The organism is Zobellella iuensis (genome assembly GCF_016746085.1).
GTDB classification, from domain to species: Bacteria; Pseudomonadota; Gammaproteobacteria; order Enterobacterales; family Aeromonadaceae; genus Oceanimonas; species Oceanimonas iuensis.
Genome location: NZ_JAERTZ010000002.1, coordinates 94933 through 112756, shown reverse-complemented (window position 1 = coordinate 112756; position 17824 = coordinate 94933). Strand labels below are relative to the sequence as shown.

The 17824-nt window shown below is 60.9% G+C and carries 16 protein-coding genes and 1 pseudogene; 10 read left to right on the top strand and 7 right to left on the bottom strand.

The genetic code is table 11. From position 1 onward, the window contains the following. Position 1 precedes the first annotated feature (1 nt). The 4 genes from JKV55_RS01055 (at position 2) to fabG (ending at position 4095) form a co-directional block, all read left to right on the top strand. Positions 2–1042 carry a UDP-glucose--hexose-1-phosphate uridylyltransferase gene (locus JKV55_RS01055; protein ID WP_202081892.1) on the top strand — a complete coding sequence of 347 codons (1041 nt, stop codon included), beginning with the start codon at positions 2–4 and terminating at the stop codon, positions 1040–1042. Continuing rightward, positions 1042–2190: a galactokinase gene (gene galK, locus JKV55_RS01050; RefSeq protein WP_202081891.1), complete on the top strand. Its 1149-nt coding sequence runs from the start codon at positions 1042–1044 to the stop codon at positions 2188–2190. The genes JKV55_RS01055 and galK overlap by 1 nt, the downstream gene beginning before the upstream one ends. Next, positions 2187–3188, top strand: coding sequence for a galactose-1-epimerase (locus tag JKV55_RS01045; protein ID WP_202082007.1), 1002 nt, complete (start codon positions 2187–2189; stop codon positions 3186–3188). The genes galK and JKV55_RS01045 overlap by 4 nt, the downstream gene beginning before the upstream one ends. A gap of 154 nt (positions 3189–3342) precedes the next feature. Beyond that, a complete protein-coding gene (gene fabG, locus JKV55_RS01040; protein ID WP_202081890.1) occupies positions 3343–4095 on the top strand; it encodes a 3-oxoacyl-ACP reductase FabG in 753 nt (250 codons plus the stop codon). 51 nt (positions 4096–4146) lie between these two features. Here the strand turns inward: fabG and JKV55_RS01035 are convergent, their stop codons facing one another. Next, positions 4147–4476, bottom strand: a complete 330-nt coding sequence (locus JKV55_RS01035) for a branched-chain amino acid transporter permease (RefSeq protein ID WP_202081889.1) — start codon at positions 4474–4476, stop codon at positions 4147–4149. After that, positions 4469–5143, bottom strand: coding sequence for an AzlC family ABC transporter permease (locus JKV55_RS01030; protein WP_202081888.1), 675 nt, complete (start codon positions 5141–5143; stop codon positions 4469–4471). The genes JKV55_RS01035 and JKV55_RS01030 overlap by 8 nt, the downstream gene beginning before the upstream one ends. A 187-nt stretch (positions 5144–5330) precedes the next feature. Between JKV55_RS01030 and JKV55_RS20180 the strand changes: the two genes are divergently transcribed. The 6 genes and pseudogenes from JKV55_RS20180 (at position 5331) to JKV55_RS01000 (ending at position 10712) form a co-directional block, all read left to right on the top strand. Then, positions 5331–6782, top strand: coding sequence for a methyl-accepting chemotaxis protein (locus tag JKV55_RS20180; RefSeq protein WP_202081887.1), 1452 nt, complete (start codon positions 5331–5333; stop codon positions 6780–6782). 25 nt (positions 6783–6807) lie between these two features. After that, a pseudogene (locus JKV55_RS01020) lies at positions 6808–6912 on the top strand (IS5/IS1182 family transposase); the annotation flags it as partial. A gap of 160 nt (positions 6913–7072) precedes the next feature. Then, positions 7073–7957: a LysR family transcriptional regulator gene (locus tag JKV55_RS01015; protein WP_202081886.1), complete on the top strand. Its 885-nt coding sequence runs from the start codon at positions 7073–7075 to the stop codon at positions 7955–7957. Positions 7958–8353: 396 nt separating this feature from the next. Continuing rightward, positions 8354–9337 carry a DUF1852 domain-containing protein gene (locus JKV55_RS01010; RefSeq protein ID WP_202081885.1) on the top strand — a complete coding sequence of 328 codons (984 nt, stop codon included), beginning with the start codon at positions 8354–8356 and terminating at the stop codon, positions 9335–9337. 26 nt (positions 9338–9363) lie between these two features. After that, positions 9364–10392, top strand: a complete 1029-nt coding sequence (locus JKV55_RS01005) for a methionine synthase (protein ID WP_202081884.1) — start codon at positions 9364–9366, stop codon at positions 10390–10392. A gap of 179 nt (positions 10393–10571) precedes the next feature. Next, positions 10572–10712, top strand: coding sequence for a hypothetical protein (locus tag JKV55_RS01000; protein ID WP_202081883.1), 141 nt, complete (start codon positions 10572–10574; stop codon positions 10710–10712). Between the two features lie 237 nt (positions 10713–10949). Here the strand turns inward: JKV55_RS01000 and pntB are convergent, their stop codons facing one another. The 5 genes from pntB to JKV55_RS00975 all read right to left on the bottom strand — a co-directional run bounded on the left by pntB (position 10950) and on the right by JKV55_RS00975 (position 17817). Continuing rightward, positions 10950–12326: a Re/Si-specific NAD(P)(+) transhydrogenase subunit beta gene (gene pntB / locus JKV55_RS00995; protein ID WP_202081882.1), complete on the bottom strand. Its 1377-nt coding sequence runs from the start codon at positions 12324–12326 to the stop codon at positions 10950–10952. Between the two features lie 4 nt (positions 12327–12330). Next, positions 12331–13854: a Re/Si-specific NAD(P)(+) transhydrogenase subunit alpha gene (locus JKV55_RS00990; RefSeq protein WP_202081881.1), complete on the bottom strand. Its 1524-nt coding sequence runs from the start codon at positions 13852–13854 to the stop codon at positions 12331–12333. Positions 13855–14402: 548 nt separating this feature from the next. Continuing rightward, positions 14403–15230 (bottom strand): M90 family metallopeptidase, encoded by an 828-nt coding sequence (locus JKV55_RS00985; RefSeq protein WP_202081880.1) that lies wholly within the window; start codon positions 15228–15230, stop codon positions 14403–14405. 52 nt (positions 15231–15282) lie between these two features. Next, positions 15283–16578 (bottom strand): Nramp family divalent metal transporter, encoded by a 1296-nt coding sequence (locus tag JKV55_RS00980; RefSeq protein WP_202081879.1) that lies wholly within the window; start codon positions 16576–16578, stop codon positions 15283–15285. Between the two features lie 237 nt (positions 16579–16815). Continuing rightward, positions 16816–17817, bottom strand: a complete 1002-nt coding sequence (locus JKV55_RS00975) for a peptidoglycan DD-metalloendopeptidase family protein (RefSeq protein ID WP_202081878.1) — start codon at positions 17815–17817, stop codon at positions 16816–16818. Positions 17818–17824: the final 7 nt, after the last annotated feature.

Below are 17824 nucleotides of genomic sequence, written 5' to 3'. Positions count from 1 at the left end.
TATGTTTGACCCCGTCGATCATCCCCATCGCCGCTTCAACCCGCTCACCGGCCAGTGGGTGCTGGTGTCGCCCCACAGGGCCAAGCGGCCCTGGCAGGGCCAGGTGGAAGCACCGACCGAAACCCGGGCCCCGGCCCACGACCCCGGCTGCTACCTGTGCGCCGGCAACCCGCGCGTCACCGGCGAGCGCAATCCCGACTACGAGGGCACCTTCGTGTTCCCCAACGACTTCGCCGCCCTGATGCCCGACACCCCGGCGGCGGACGAGCCCGATCCGCTGCTGCGGCTGCAGGCGGCCCGGGGCACCAGCCGGGTGATCTGCTTTTCGCCGGATCACGGCAAGACCTTGCCCGAGCTGTCGCCGGCGGCCATCGAGGCGGTGATCGACACCTGGTGCGGGCAGGTGGTGGAGCTGGGCCGGCACTGGCAATGGGTGCAGCTGTTCGAAAACAAGGGCGCGGCCATGGGCTGCTCCAACCCCCATCCCCACGGCCAGGTGTGGGGCTGCGATTTCCTGCCCAACGAGATCCTGCGGGAGCAGCAATGCCAGCGGGACTGGCTGGCCGAACACGGCCGGCCGCTGCTGCTCGACTATGTGGCACGCGAGCAGGCGGACGGACGCCGCACCGTGGTGGACACCGAGCACTGGCTGGCGGTGGTGCCCTTCTGGGCCGCCTGGCCCTTCGAGACCCTGCTGCTGCCCAAGGCCCCGGTGTCCTCGCTGCCGGATCTCACCCCGGCCCAGAAGGCGGATCTGGCGCGCGCGCTGAAGGAGCTAACCAGCCGCTACGACAACCTGTTCCGCTGCAGCTTTCCCTATTCCATGGGCTGGCACTTCGCCCCGCCGCAGGAAACCAGGCCGGAAGCCTGGCAGCTGCACGCCCACTTCTACCCGCCCTTGCTGCGCTCGGCCACGGTGCGCAAGTTTATGGTCGGCTTCGAGATGCTGGCCGAGGCCCAGCGCGATCTCACCCCCGAACAGGCCGCCGAGCGCCTGCGCGCTCAGAGCCCGGTTCACTACAAAGAGGCAGAGGAGCTGTGATGATGCCGCTGGATACCGTACTTTCCCTGTTCCGCCAGCTGTTTGGCCGGGAGCCCGACCTGCGGGTGCGCGCCCCCGGCCGGGTCAACCTGATCGGCGAACACACCGACTACAACGCCGGCTTCGTGCTGCCCTGCGCCATCGACTACGAGACCTGCATCGCCGTGGGCCGGCGCAACGACGACCTGGTGCGGGTAGTGGCCGCCGACTACGACCGGCAGCAGGACAGCTTCCTCCTGTCCGCGCCCATCGAACCCCACCCGCAGCAGGGCTGGAGCAACTATGTGCGCGGCGTGGTCAGCCAGTTGCAGCAGCGCCAGCCGGGGTTCGGCGGCCTGGACCTGGTGATCGCCGGCAATATCCCCCAGGGCACCGGGCTGTCGTCCTCCGCCTCGCTGGAGGTGGCCGTGGGCCAGGCATTCAAGGAAGCCTGGGAGCTGCCCCTCAGCCAGACCGAGCTGGCCCTGAACGGCCAGGAGGCGGAAAACCGCTTCGTGGGCTGCAACTGCGGCATCATGGATCAGATGATCTCGGCCAACGGCCGGGCCCGCCAGGCCCTGCTGCTCGACTGCCGCAGCCTGGAAAGCCGCCACATCCCCATGCCGGACGGGCTGGCGGTGCTGATCGTCAACTCCAGGGTGCGCCGGGGCCTGGTGGACAGCGAATACAACCTGCGCCGCCGGCAGTGCGAAACCGCCGCCCGTCACTACGGGGTGGCGGCGCTGCGCGATCTGGACATGATCCGGCTCGAGGCCGGCAAGGCCGGGCTGGACGACGCCTGCTACCGCCGGGCCCGCCACGTGGTGGGGGAAAACGCCCGCACCCTGGCCGCCGCCGAGGCCCTGGCCGGACGGGATCTGGTCCGCCTCGGGCAACTGATGGCCGAGTCCCACACCGCCATGCGCGACGACTTCGAGATCACTGTGCCGGCCATCGACGGCCTGGTGGAGATCATCCGCGAGCACATCGGCGGCCAGGGCGGCGTGCGCATGACCGGCGGCGGCTTCGGCGGCTGCGTGGTGGCCCTGCTGCCGCCGGAGCGGGTCGCCGGGGTGATCGCCGCGGTACGCGAGCAGTATCCGGCCCGCTTCGGGCTCGTCGCCGACTGCTACCTGTGCCATCCCAGCGCGGGGGCCGGCCTGTGCTGACCCCGCTGGTGCTGCGCAACGAGACCGGGCTGCGGCTGGCCGTGCTGCCCTTCGGCGCCACCCTGTGTTCGTTGCAAGTACCGGTGGGCGGTGAGCGGCGGGAGGTCTTGCTGGGCTGCGCCCCGGCCGATTATCCGCGCCAGCAGGCCTGGCTGGGCGCCGTGGCCGGCCGCTTCGCCAACCGCATCGGCGGGGCCCGCCTGGCATACGGCGGCGAGACCTGGCGGCTGGACGCCAACCAAGCGCCCCACTGCCTGCACGGCGGCCGTGACGGCTTTCATCGCCGCCCCTGGCGGCGGCTGGCGCAGGAGGCCGACCGGCTGCGGTTGGGATTGCTCTCTCCCGACGGCGACCAGGGCTTTCCCGGTAGGCTGGAGGTGCAACTGGAATACCGGCTGGAAGGCTGGGAGCTGGTGGTGGAGTTCCGTGCCCAGTGCGACAGGCCCTCGCCGGTGAGCCTGACCAGCCATGCCTACTTCAACCTGGACGGCGGCGGCGACGCGCGCGACCACCGCCTGCTCCTGCGCGCCGACCACTACCTGCCCAGCCGCCCCGACGGCATCCCCCTCGCCCCCGCCCCGGTGCAGGGGGTGTTCGACCTGCGCCGGGCCCGGCGCCTGGGCCGGGACTGGCTCGGCCATCCCCAGCAGGCCCAGGCCGGAGGCTATGACCACTGCTTTCTCAACCATGGCGACGGCCAGGACTGGCTGGCCCGGCTGGAGTCCGGCGACGGCCTGCTGGCGATGGAAGTGCTCACCAACCAGCCGGGCCTGCAGCTCTATAGCGGCAACGGCCTGGCCGGCACCCCCGACCGCGACGGCGGCCGCTATGCCGACCACGCCGGCCTCTGCCTGGAAGCCCAGCAAATCCCCGACAGCCCCAACCGACCCGAGCTGGGCGATCCCTGGCTGCTGCCCGGCGACAGCTACCACCACCTGAGCCGCTACCGCTTTATTCCCCTCCCGGCTCGGAGACTCTTACATTGCACTGCAAAATAAAAAACAAGAATAATATGTTAAATCTATATAACGCCAGGTTAAATATGAAGCGCGCTTAAATATCATCACAATGCATCGCAAAAAACAGGCTAAAATAGGTTCTATGGTCCAACCACCTGGCGGGGCCATCAACCCACGATAAAGGAAAACGACCATGAACCAGCCTAACGATGACATGAACGGCAAGATCTGCGTGGTGACCGGCGCCGCCCGGGGCCTGGGCCGGGCCATCAGCGAAACCCTGGCCCGGGCCGGCGCCGCCCGGGTCTATGCCTGCGATATCAACCTGACCCCGGCCCTGGGCTGGATGGAGGGCTACCCCAACGTGACCGGCGCCACCCTGGACGTGTGCGATCCGGCCGCGCTGAGCGAGCTGAGCGGCCGCATCCTGGCCGAGCACGGCCGGGTGGACGTGCTGGTGAACAACGCCGGCATCACCCGCGACGCCCTGCTCGACAAGATGACCGAGTCCGACTGGGACCTGGTGCTCAACGTCAACCTCAAGGGCATTTTCATGATGACCCAGGCCATGCTGCCGCTGATGAAAGTGCAGATGAAGGGCAGCATCGTCAGCATTTCCTCCATCGTCGGCACCGACGGCAATATCGGCCAGAGCAACTACGGCGCCAGCAAGGGCGGCGTGATCGCCATGACCAAGGGCTGGGCCAAGGAGCTGGCCCGCGGCGGCGCCCAGATCCGCGCCAACTGCATCGCCCCCGGCTTTATCAACACCGAGATGACCCAGGCGGTGCCGGAAAAGGTGCTGGACAAGATGCGCTCCCGCATCCCCCTGGGCGAGCTGGGCGAACCCCGGGATATCGCCGAGGGCGTGCTGTTCCTGGCGAGCGAGCGCTCAGGCTACATCACCGGCCAGGTGCTGAAAATCGACGGCGGCCTGGTGCTTTAATCCTCACAACACCTCCGCCCGGGCTGCTCAGGCGCCGGGCCTGGGCCGGAGTCAGAACCCCAGCCAGCCGTTCATCAGCGCCATGTAGACCAGGGTGCCGGCGAGGATGCTGAGCAGCGCCTGCCGGCGCCACAGCTGCAGCGCCGCCACTACCGCCACCGCGATAAGCTGGTTGCTGCCGTCGACGGGCGCGCTCCACTGGTGTACACCCATGGCGTAGAGGGTGAGCAGCACCATCATGGCCACCGGCAGCCGCCGGCCCAGCACCTGGATGCGCCTGTGGTGGGCGATCACCCCCCGGGCCACGAAGGGGAAGGCGCGCAGGCCGAAGGTGACCACCCCCATGATCAGCGCCGCCAGCAGGTAGTCGAACTCAGACATGGGCCGCCTCCCGCTTCGCTTCCGGCCAGGCCAGCAACACCAGCACCAGCATCAGCGAGGCCGCCAGCAGGAAGTATTCACGAACCCAGACGCCGGCCACGGCTGCGGCCAACAGCCCCAGGGCCACCGCGCCCCAGTCCTTTTTGGCGCGGATCTGCTCCACCGCCAGCACGGTGAACAGGGCGGTGAGGGCGAAGTCCAGCCCCTGCAGGCCGGGGGGCAGGCCCCGCGCCAGCAGCACCCCGGCCAGGGTGCCCAGCACCCAGTAGCCCTGGTTGAACAGCGTCACCAGCAGGGCGGTCTTGCTGTCCTTCACCTGGCCGGAGGCGCTGAGCAGGGAATAGGTTTCGTCGGTGATGCCGAAGATAAAATACGGGCGGCCGAGGGCGCCCTTGGGCAGCAGATGATAGAGCGACAGGCCGTAGAACAGGTGGCGGAAGTTCACCAGCAGCGCCGCCACCGCCAGATCGATCCAGCCGATGCCCGCCGCCAGCATGCCCACCGCCAGGTATTGCAGGGCGCCCGCATAGACCAGCACGCTCATCAAGGGCGCCCAGTACCAGCTCAGGCCCGCATCCACCCACAGCACCCCGAACACCGCCCCCAGGGGCAAATAGCCCATCATCACCGGCAGGGTAAGCGGCACCACGCCGCGCCACGTATCCATGATTTTCGCCCAGCTACCTTATAAAACATTAGAAACTAAGGGATTGACCGAAGCTTGGCAAGGCATTGACTTGTTTTTACAGCCGTTTTATCGGCAGGCGTCAAACGGCACATTTTTTAGGCGAACGGCTTTTATTCGGCGCAACAATTATATAACCTTCTGGTCTGACCTGTATGGAGACACGGTGATGCTGAACCCCTTGCGCTGGTGGCGGGCCACCTTTCGCCCGCGCCACCCCATGACCGACGGCCAGGCGCGGCTGACGGACACCCTGCTGTTCTTTTCCTTTATCGCCCTGCTGGTGGGCGGCTACAGCCTGCTGAAGTGGGCCGGCCACGGCCACGGCGCCCTGATGCTGACCTCCAGCCTGCTGATGGCGCTCGCCCTGGCCTGCGCCGGCTGGCTGCGACTGGGCGGCGGCCCCGGCGGTGCCATGCACCTGGCCATGGCCGGCATGGTACTGCACGCGGTCAACATCATCTGGCAGTCCGGCGGCCTCGGCCAGTCCACCCAGCTGTACTGGCTGCCGCTGCTGATGATGCTGTGCTTCCTGATGGGGCACCGCCGCCAGGCCCTGCTCTGGTGCCTGCTGCTGCTGGCCGCGGTGGTGGCCCTGGTGGCGTTGCCGCTGCTGGAAGTGTCCCTGCCCCGGCTGCAACTGAGCGAGCGGGCCCGGCGCATCGAAACCTGGTCCGGCTTCTTGCTGCCCATGGTGTTGCTGATGATCGCCCAGTACCACACGGTCCGGCTGCGCGACAGCGCCATCGACCACGCCCTGAACGCCCGCGCCCAGAGCGAGCAGGCCGCCCGGCTGGCGGCCGAGGGCAAGGCGCAGCTGGGCCAGATGCTGACCCAGGCCGACCACAGCGCCGGCGAGCTGGTAAGCGCCGCCGGCGAGCTGGGCCGCACCTCGGGCCAGCTGGGCCAGGCGGTGGCGGAGCTGAACCAGGGCAGCCACCACCAGGCCGAGGCCGCCGATCGGATGCAAAGCCAGTTGGCCGGGCTGCATCAGGCCCTGGAACGTGCCGCCAGCTTCGTGAGCGAAGTAACCCACCGCTCCGCCAGCGCCGGCGAGCGGGCCGACCAGGGCAACCAGGCCCTGGCCGAGTGCGTGACCGCCATCCACCGCATCCAGGCCCGCCACCAGGACATCGAGGCCGCCACCAGCCTGATCACCCATATCGCCGAGCAGACCAACCTGCTGGCCCTGAACGCCGCCATCGAAGCGGCCCGCGCCGGCGAGCACGGCCGGGGCTTCGCGGTGGTGGCCCAGGAGGTGCGCGAGCTCTCCACCCGCAGCAACGCGTCCGCCCGCCAGATCCGCGAGCTGCTGGCCAGCAGCCACCAGGAGGTGAGCAGCGGCGAGGCGGTGATCCAGGGCGCCACCCAGGCCCTGTCCGGCATACTGGCGCTGGTCAAGGACATAGGCCGGGACATGCAGGCGCTGAGCGCCCTCACCCGCAGCCAGCAACAGGCCCTGCACGCCCTGGGCCAGGCCGGCGACGCCGTGGCCGCCGTGGCCGGGCAGACCCTGGCCACCAGCCGCCAAATGGCCGCCTATGAAGCGGACTTGCAGGGCATTACCCGATTGCTGGAAAGCCAGTCCAAAGGGCTGGCCAGCATAGTGCGGGAGGGATGAAGAGGCTGTCCGGCGGTGGTACCGCCATCAGCATCATGGCCGCCGTGGAGGCGGCTTTCACTATAGTGACGGCGCCATCGAAACCGCCCTCGTGCTCAAGGCCTGCTTTGGCCTGCCACTGCGGGCGCTGATTTGATCAACAACATCAATTAGTTTGCATCACCCAGCATCCAGACGGCCAGATGTCTTGGTGTGCATTGGCGACATTTTAACAATGAAAATAATGATATATTTTCAATAAATCATGAATTACATTCATGATACTAAGCGCTAAAGACCGGAGCTAAATTATGTTGGAGCGGTTTCACCTTGAAGTACTGGCAGCCATAAAAGAGCAAGGAACCTTAACCCAGGCGGCTGAATCGTTAAATTTATCCCAGTCTGCATTGAGTCACAGCATCAAAAAATTAGAAGGCCAGATAAAAACACCAGTTTGGCAAAAAGAAGGTAGAAACTTGCGCCTTACCAATGCCGGTGAACGAATTTTGACTCTTGCCAATCGGGTGTTGCCGCAATTTGAACACACTGAACTGCTATTGCGTCAGATAGCGACAGGCGAAATGGGCTCACTGCGCATCGGCATGGAATGCCACCCTTGCTATCAATGGCTGTTAAAAGTGATTGAACCTTATCTTGAAAGGTGGCCAGGCGTTGACATTGACGTGAAGCAGGAATTTCAGTTCGGTGGCCTGGGTGCCCTGCACAGCTACGAGATAGATATCCTCGTCACGCCTGATCCCTTGTATAAACCTAATTTGACGTTTATACCGGCATTTGACTATGAACATAGACTCGTCGTTTCGACATCTCACCCCCTTGCCATGCAAGACTCGATCATGCCTGAACAGCTAAGTGAAGAAGTGTTATTTAGCTATCCGGTAGAGCCTGAGCGGCTGGATATTTACAGTCAGTTTTTAAATCCCGCAAAATGCACGGTCAAAAAACACAAGACAATTGAAACGACGGAAATCATGTTGCAAATGGTGGCAGCCGGCAGAGGCGTCTGTGCATTGCCTGGTTGGTTAGTGGATGAATTCGCCAAAACAATGGCCATTAAAAGCCTCAGGTTCGGTAGCCATGGCATTAGCAAACAGATCTTTTTGGGGATGCGAAAAGGCGAAGAACAGATTAATTACCTGAGTGATTTCATTGTCCAGGCTCAGCAGGTCAGATGACCACGCTGCTTTTTCATTCAAACCCCCTCCTCTCTTAAATCATACAGCTGCCGCCCCTGTCAGGTGTTACAACATCAGTAACGGGCGGCTGTGTCCTGCTCGTTACACACCTAGCTGACCCAAGGTTTACAGGCATCGCCGACGTTGCCCGAAGCAGCTGTGCCCCGTGAACCCGACATGCCGCTTACTCTGGTGGGCGTAGGCTTACCACCACTCATGAAAAAATTGCATCTATTCATGAGATAAAATCACTTTTGATCATATGACGCCCCCTGTATAACATAGCCATGCTTAGCTCTAGACATCTGGACTTCTAGATAACAGAAAATCATCAAGTCCAGAAAGAGCCATAAACAGATTCAGATTTTAGTGCGGGAAATGGGGTGCCAGGACATTATGAATAACGAATTTAAATTTACCATCAACAGCATTGCTTTCGATGAAAACTATCAGCCCTCTGACAGTACGCGTATTACCACCAACTTTGCTAACCTGGCCAGAGGAGAGAGCCGCCAGGAAAACTTGCGTAACGCCTTAACGATGATTGATAATCAATTTAATTCCTTGGCTAACTGGGATAATCCGAAAGCGGATCGTTATTCAGTTGAACTTGAAATCATTTCCGTTGATATGGATATTGATCACGAAGGTAATGGCAAAAGTTTCCCTACTATCGAAATATTGAAGACGAATATCGTTGATCACAAAACCAAAAAACGCATTGAAGGCATTGTAGGGAATAACTTCTCCTCGTACGTGCGGGATTATGACTTCAGTGTGCTGCTACTGGAGCATAACAAGGACAAGCCAGGCTTCAGTATTCCGGAAAACTTTGGCGATCTGCACGGCAAACTTTTTAAATGTTTTGTTAATTCCGATGCCTACAAGCAGAACTTTACTAAACTGCCTGTGATATGCCTCAGTGTTTCCGATAACAAAACCTATCATCAAACTGAGAACCATCACCCCATACTGGGTATTGAGTACCTGCCCAATGAATCATCCTTGACTGAGCAGTACTTCAAGAAGATGGGGTTGAAGGTTCGCTATTTTATGCCACCCAATAGCGTTGCGCCTCTGGCTTTTTACTTCTTTGGTGATTTGCTTAATGATTACAGCAATCTTGAACTTATCAGCACCATCAGCACAATGGAAACTTTTCAAAAAATTTACCGTCCCGAGATTTATAATGCTAACGCTGCAGCAGGAAAATGCTACAAACCGGATTTGAAGAACCGGGATCACTCATTAACTCAAATTGTTTATGATCGAGAAGAGCGTAGCCAGTTAGCTATCAAGCAGGGGAAACTTGCTGAGGAGAACTTCATCAAGCCATACCAGTCTATCCTTGAGCAATGGTCTGCCAATTACGCTTTATAATCAACGAGAATATAACGGTATTTATCATGAAAAAATTATTACCCACTTCAACTGCGGGCAGTTTACCCAAACCTTCCTGGCTTGCACAACCTGAGACACTTTGGTCACCCTGGAAATTGCAAGAAGAGGAGTTGATTGAGGGTAAACACGATGCTTTACGTGTGTCGTTGCAAGAGCAGCAACAAGCAGGCATTGATATTGTCAGTGATGGCGAGCAAACACGCCAACATTTTGTAACTACGTTTATTGAGCACCTCAGCGGTGTTGATTTTGAGAAACGTAAGACCGTTAAAATTCGTGATCGCTATGATGCGAGTGTACCGACGGTCGTTGGTGCAGTCAGTCGCCAGAAGCCGGTGTTTGTTGAAGATGCCAAGTTTTTACGTCAGCAAACCAGGCAACCCATCAAATGGGCCCTGCCAGGCCCCATGACCATGATAGATACGCTTTATGATGACCATTATAAAAGCCGCGAAAAATTGGCCTGGGAATTTGCCAAAATACTCAATCAAGAAGCCAAGGAATTAGAGGCGGCTGGTGTTGATATTATCCAATTTGACGAGCCTGCATTTAATGTGTTTTTTGATGAGGTAAATGATTGGGGGATTGCTGCTTTAGAAAGAGCAATTGAAGGCCTTAAATGTGAAACCGCCGTACATATTTGCTATGGTTATGGCATCAAAGCCAATACCGATTGGAAGAAGACGTTAGGCTCCGAGTGGAGACAATATGAAGAAGTCTTCCCCAAACTGAAAAAGTCTAATATCGATATTATCTCATTAGAGTGTCACAACTCCCGTGTCCCAATCGAGCTGCTTGAACTCATTCGAGGTAAAAAGGTGATGGTCGGGGCCATTGATGTTGCAACCAATACCATCGAGACGCCAGAGGAAGTCGCCAATACCCTACGAAAAGCACTTGAGTTTGTAGATGCCGACAAGCTCTACCCTTGTACCAACTGTGGCATGGCCCCCTTGTCTCGTCGAGTAGCAAGAGCCAAGCTAAATGCCTTAAGTGCAGGAGCAGACATCCTCCGAAGAGAACTCTCGGCCTAGGGCGCTGTTTCCTAAATCAGTGAACTATCTGTTTCCTTCATGCTCCGATCCTTCAACAAACGGACTCGAGGGAAAACAGATGGGCAAAGCACCTCAGCCATCCCTCATTTAATGCCGGGAGCTCCGCCAAAGCGGAGCTCCCGGCGTTTGCAGAGCAAAACGGTATCCACCTCAATATCGTGCAGCAGGCCGACAACATCCTGCTGAACATTAACCTGGTCAATATCGGCATGGGCTGCAGCATACTCCCCACCTACATCACCCCCATCGGGCAGGAAAACGTGGTGCTCAAGCCGATGAAGCCCGAACTGCCGTTGTAGGGCCTCTATGCCAACTACCGCAAAGACAACGCCTCTCCCATCCTCGCCACCTTTATCGAGCACCTGAAGAAACTGCCGTTCAAAGGCGGGCAGTATTCCGATGCAAGGTGAGCTATCCCATGGCGCGCTGTGGCCAGCTCGCGGGAGGACTTGCACCTCCAGGAGTGCACCCGTGCCGGGCGCACACAACAAAGGGAGCCGAAGCTCCCTTTTTTATCGTTGACAGTCTGCAACGGCTTACAGTGCTTTCAGGATATTGTCCACGCTGTCTTTGGCGTCGCCGAACAGCATGACGCTGTTTTCGCGGAAGAACAGCGGGTTCTGTACCCCGGCGTAGCCGGTGTTCATGGAGCGCTTGAACACCACCACCTGCTGGGCCTTCCACACTTCCAGCACCGGCATGCCGGCGATGGGGCTGGCCGGGTCTTCGTTGGCCGCCGGGTTGACGGTATCGTTGGCACCGATCACCAGCACGGTGTCGGTGTCGTCGAAGTCGTCGTTGATCTCGTCCATTTCCAGCACTATGTCGTAAGGCACCTTGGCCTCGGCCAGCAGCACGTTCATATGGCCGGGCAGACGACCCGCCACCGGGTGGATGCCGAAGCGCACCTTGACGCCCGCCGCCCGCAGCTTGGACACCAGATCCGCCACCGGGTACTGGGCCTGGGCCACCGCCATACCGTATCCGGGGGTGATGATCACCGAGCTGGAGTTCTTCAGCATTTCGGCCACGTCCTCGGCGTTCACCTCGGTGTATTCGCCGTCTTCCTCTTCACCGCTGCTCACGGCACCGTCGGAGCCGAAGCCGCCGGCGATAACGGACACGAAGGAGCGGTTCATGGCCCGGCACATGATGTAGGACAGGATGGCACCGCTTGATCCCACCAGGGCGCCGACGACGATCAGCAGGTCGTTGGAGAGCATAAAGCCCGCCGCCGCCGCCGCCCAGCCGGAGTAGGAGTTGAGCATGGAGATCACCACCGGCATGTCGGCGCCGCCGATGCTGGCCACCAGGTGCCAGCCGAAGGCCAGGGCGATCAGGGTCATCACCAGCAGGGCGAAGCTGGAACCTTCCACCTGCACGAACCAGATCAGCAGCAGGGCGGACACCACCACCGCCAGCAGGTTCAGCTTGTGGCGGTGCGGCAGCATCAGCGGCTTGGACGAGACCAGGCCGCGCAGCTTGCAGAAGGCGACGATGGAGCCGGTGAAGGTGACGGCACCGATGAACACGCCGAGGAAGACTTCGGTGTTGTGGATATTCAGCATGGCGCCGAACATCTCTTCATGGTCCATGTAGGTGTTATAGCCCACGAACACCGCCGCCAGGCCCACGAAGCTGTGCAGCATGGCGATCAGTTCCGGCATTTCGGTCATTTCCACCTTGAGCGCAAGGCGGATACCGATGGCGGCACCGATGACCATGGCCAGGATGATCCAGCCCAGGCCGGTCACTTCGGGGTTGAAGATGGTGGCTACCAGAGCGATGGCCATACCGGCCACACCGTACCAGTTACCGGCCTTGGCCGATTCCTGCTTGGACAGACCCGCCAGGCTCAGAATGAAGCACACGGCGGCGATAATATAAGACGCAGTTACAAGTCCTTGTGACATTCCATTAGCCCTTTCTAAACATCTTCAGCATACGGTGGGTTACGGTAAAGCCGCCAAACACGTTGATGGAGGCGATCAATACCGCGATAAAGGCGAGGAAGGTGACAAAGCCACCGGTTCCCACCTGGGACAGGGCCCCGACCACGATGATCCCCGAAATGGCGTTGGTGACCGACATCAGCGGGGTGTGCAGCGAGTGGGACACATTCCAGATCACGTAGTAGCCCACGATACAGGCCAGCACGAACACGGTGACATGGGACAGGAACTCGAGCGGGGCCACCGCCGACAGCCAGGCGAACAGCACCACACCGGCGCCGCCCAGGTAGTACTTGAGGTTGCTCGGCTTCTTGGCGTGGGGCTCGGCATGAGGCTGGGCCGCCTTGGCCTTGGGCGCGGCGGACACGCTGATGGCGGGCGGCGGGAAGGTGACTTCACCGTCCTTCACCACCGTCATGTTGCGCAGCACCACGTCGTCGAAGTCGACCTTGATGTTGCCGTCCTTCTCCTTGCACAGCAGCTTGGCCAGGTTGACCAGGTTGGTGGCGTACAGGGTGGAGGACTGGGTCGGCAGGCGGCCGTTGAGATCGGTATAACCGATCACTTTCACGCCGTTGTCGGACACGAACAGCTCGCCGGGCTTGGTCAGCTCGCAGTTGCCGCCGTTTTGCGCCGCCAGATCCACGATCACCGAGCCCGGAGCCATGGCCGCCACCATTTCGGCGGTGATCAGCTTGGGTGCGGGCTTGCCGGGGATAAGCGCGGTGGTGATGATGATGTCCACTTCCTTGGCCTGGGCCAGGAACAATGCCATTTCGGCATCGATAAAGGCCTTGCTCATTTCCTTGGCGTAACCGTCGGAAGAGTCGGCCTCTTCCTCGTAGTCCAGCTCCAGGAACTCGGCACCCATGGAGTTGATCTGCTCTTTTACCTCGGGGCGGGTGTCGAAGGCACGCACGATGGCGCCCAGGGAGCCGGCGGCACCGATGGCGGCCAGGCCGGCCACGCCGGCACCGATCACCAGCACCTTGGCGGGCGGTACCTTGCCGGCGGCGGTGATCTGGCCGGTGAAGAAGCGGCCGAACTCGTGGGCGGCTTCCACCACCGCCCGGTAGCCGGCGATGTTGGCCATGGAAGACAGGGCATCCAGCGACTGGGCGCGGGAAATACGCGGCACCATGTCCATGGCCATCACGGTCACGCCCTTGGCCCTGAGTTGTTCCACCAGTTCGGGGTTTTGCGCCGGCCAGATAAAGCTGACCAGGGTGGTGCCGGCCTGCAGCCGCTCGATTTCTTCGGCGGTGGGAGCGTTGACCTTGTAGATGATGGCGGCTTGCCAGACGTCGTCGGCGCTGATCAGTTTGGCACCGGCGGCCTGGTAGGCCGTATCCTCGAAGCTGGCCTTGGTGCCCGCACCCTGCTCGATGCCGACCTCAAAACCCAGTTTGCGCAGCTGTTCGACCGACTTGGGGGTCGCCGCCACCCGAGTCTCGCCGCTAAGCGTTTCCCTTGGAATTCCAATTAACATAATAATTCCCTGATTAATGTTGATATCGCACCGGATACCGACGAGGCGCGTCCGGTTTCGGGCAAGCTGTTCCTTCAACTGCCAGGCAGCCTTGCCATTTTATTGCTCCAGCCTAATTACGTTCTTTTACAACAGTGCTAAACCTTCCACCTATATCAAAACGACGTTGTTATACCTTTTAACATTATTAACGTCGAAATTCCGACGATACCCACCAGATGACGAGTATTGAGAGGAAGATAGCGTAAGAAAGTAACAGCACTTCAGGCACTATACTGACTCGCCAGAAAAAAGATAAATCGATCTTTCCTCGAGCCTTAATAGGCTGTGGCTTTCAATCAATAAAGTATCACTTATCGATGGCCGGCAAAGCTGTGGTTTAGCGAGCAGGATCACAGAACCCGCGACTGGGTAGCCAAAGGGGACCGAGAGCCCCATCAGGGGCTCGCCATGGGCATGGCCGCGCCGAGGCCGGGAGTGGGTCGAGGCAGGGGCCATTTCAATGGCTCTTCGCCACCGATGCCGGGGTTGGTCGACTACATTCGACCCTACAAGATCTCCGGGGGATGGCGCTCGGCCGGATGATGGCGCCCGCCCTGGTCACCATCCTCCTCTTGCGGCTGGCGCAACAGGGGATCCTGCCCGAACAGGGCCACCAGCTGGCGATGCACCGCCGGGTAGGCGGCCGCCAGCTGGCGCGGGCGGGTAAAGAACAGCTCGCAGGCCACCGCCAGGAATTCGGCCGGATGGGTGGCGGCATAGGGGTCGATGGGCGGCTCTTCGTCGCGCTCCAGGAGCCGGCAGAGGGAATCGAAGGCGGCCTGGAAGTCGGCGCGCCAGGCCCCCATGTCCATGCCGGGGCGCATGGGCGGCACGCCGTCGGCATCGCCGCCCAGCATGTCCATCTTGTGGGCCAGTTCGTGGATCACCAGGTTGTAGCCGTCCCAGTCGCCGTCCTGGCACAGTTCGCTCCAGGCCAGCACCAGGGGGCCCTGCTGCCAGGACTCGCCGGCGTGCTCTTCCTCCACCTCGCTGACCAGGCCGAACTCGTCCTGCACCGACTCCCGCCGGGTGACCGGCTCGGGGATGATGATGATCTCGCGAAAGCCCCGGTACCACTGCAGGTCGAGGTGCAGTATGGGCAGCGCCGCCTGCAGCGCCAGGGCGGCCCTGTCTGCCGGAGCGAGTTCCACCCCGAGCAGGGTCAGGGTCTTGCGCGCCAGCAGCTGGGCCCCCAGCTCGCACAGGCGGACCCGCTCCCCTTCCGCCAGGCCTTGCAGTATGGGGAGCTGGTCCAGCGCTTCCCGCCAGGGCAGGAGCTCGTGCGGCCCGGGCTCCCGGCCCAGCCAGCCCTTCAGCCGGCTAAAAAACGACATGCTATCTCCTCACCGGCCATGATTTCCCATAGAAGTACAGGGTCAGTCGGCCTTATTTCACGAACAGGTACCAGTAACCGAACAGCAGGTTGAAGCCGGCGAAGAACAGGATGCCGGCCCAGCTCAGGGCCACCATGGCGCCGCCCAGACGGTAACGCTCGGGTACCTGCGGCAGTTTCATCAGTCGGTAGTTCAGCCAGGCGAACACCAGGGCGCTGATAAAGGCGGAGATCATGGCGAACTCCAGCATGGCCAGCAGGGCCCCCTTGAAGAACATGATGATCAAGGCGCCTACCAGCCCCATCACCACCATCAGCGGGTAGGTGTAGCGGGCACCGTGGCCGGTGGGGCCGCTGCCTTTCTGCTGGCCCAGTTGCACGAAGCACTCGCTCAGGGCCCGACTGTAGCCGTCCAGCACGGTGACTGTGGTGGAAAACATGCACAGGAAGGCGATAAGCGCAATCAGCCAGCGGCTCCAGTCGCCCATGACGCTGGCGTACACATTCACCAGTTGGTGGGCGAAGGCGATGCCGGAAGTGGCCAGGCTCTCGCCGCTGCCGTGCAGCACCAGGGCGCCGAGGGCGACGAAGGCGATGGCCAACAGGGTGGAGGTGATGTAGCCCACGTTGAAGTCAACCAGGGCGTCCTTGTAATCGAGTTCATCGCCCAGGGCCTTTTTCTTCTGCCTAAGCCAGACGCTGTTCCAGGAAGAGAGTTCGATGGGCGCCGGCATCCAGCCCATCAGCGCCACCAGAAAACCCACCGCCGCCAGGTTCCAGGGGCTGGGCGCCACGAAGTCGGGGGTGGCCACGCCGCCCTGGTTGAGGGCGATAAACACCGCGGTGACGGTGGCCACCGCCAGGCCGACGATAATCCACTTGGTTACCCGATCCAGGGTCTTGTAGTGGCCGGTGATCAGGAACACCAGCGAGCCGGCCAGCACTATCATGCTGAGCTGGGTCACGCTCAGGCTGTCGCCGATAAAGAGGCCGAGGATACTGCCGCACAGCATGGCCACCCCGGCGGTACTGACCACGGAGGCAAAGATATTGAGGGCGGTAAACAGGTAGAGATAGCCGCGGCCGATACGGTCATAGCCCTGGATCAGGGTTTCGTCCGCCGCCATGGTGTAGCGGGCACCAATTTGAAAGAAGGGATATTTCAGCAGGTTGACGACGATAATCAGCCCCACCAGCTGCCAGCCGTAGATGGCGCCGGCCTGGGTGGAGGCCACCAGGTGGGAACCGCCGATGGCGGCGGCGGCGCCCAGAATGCCGGGGCCCAATACCCGCATATAGTGGCTTATGCTGCGCGGACCGCTTTCCGCCACCTCGACTAACTCTGCCATCTTGCTTTCCTGCCTTTTTACTTCGGTAATATGTGGAAAAGGCAAGTAAAAAGCCATAGCAAACAGCATAAAGCAACTGATTTTTTTATCGAAAGACGGTTACATTCAGCATGTAAAACCAATTAAATAAAACAATACAGCGCATAACTTCAATAAAATAAAACTTCTCCTGCTTAATATTTCATTAAGGAGAAAAATGCCACATTTAATCACTTTTGTTATTTTTACGTTATTACTCTATTCCGAGCCCTGGGCCAGCAGCCAGGTGCCCGCCTCGGGAGCTCGGCCCTGCAAGGTAAAGGGGATGGATTCAACCCGGCCGTTGTTGTACCACTGCACCGCCAGATGCAAATGGGGCCCCGAGCTATAACCGGTGTTGCCGGATGCCGCCACCCGCTGCCCGACCCTCACCCTGTCCCCCTTCTTCACCAGCAGGGAGCCGGTATGCAAGTGGGCATAGAGGGTCATGGTGCCGTCGTCGTGGCGCAGGCGCAGGTAGTTGGTTTTGCCCCGGAATTCGGGCCTTAAGCCGCCGCCCACATGATGATCCACCGCCGCCGCCACCACGCCGTCACGGGTGGCGTACAGCGGCGTGCCGATGGGCAGGGCAATGTCCAGGGCATAGCGGTTGGCGGGCCTGTTGTGGCTGAACTCGCCGTTGAAGCCCTGGGATACCCGGTAGCGCCCGGCCACCGGCGAGGCCAGGTCCACCGCCCGGGGAAAATAGGAAGGGGTCGATGGCCGCTGCCAGGACACGGGCGCGGGCTTCACTATGGTGGAGCCGGCTATGTTCTGCACCTTGGCGGCGCTGGCCGCAGGCCGTAGCGCGTTGCCGGTGTAGGCAAAACCGTAGTCGTAGCGCCAACTGCCGGCCTGCCGGGCACTGAGCTTGCCCACGAATTTCTCTTCCCGCGGCGGCAGCCGGATCAGCTGCTGCATCTCGTCCGGGATCTGCACGTTTTCCAGGCCGGAGAAGCGAAAGGTCAGCTCGGCCCGGGAGGGCAGCCGGTTGAGGGCGAAGAAGTAGTGGCCGTCGGGCTTTTCCACCACCCGTACCAGCACGGCATCGCGGTTGACGGCGTCCTGGCTCCAGCGGTCGTTGGCATACTGCACCGCATGCAGGCGGTTATCGGTATAGTGCACCACGCCGGCGGCGTCCCGATAACGGTAGATATTGGCGTCCGACGCCAAAGGCCACAGCAGCGCCATGGCCAGCAGGGAAAGACTCGGGCCTCTCATGGTTCCG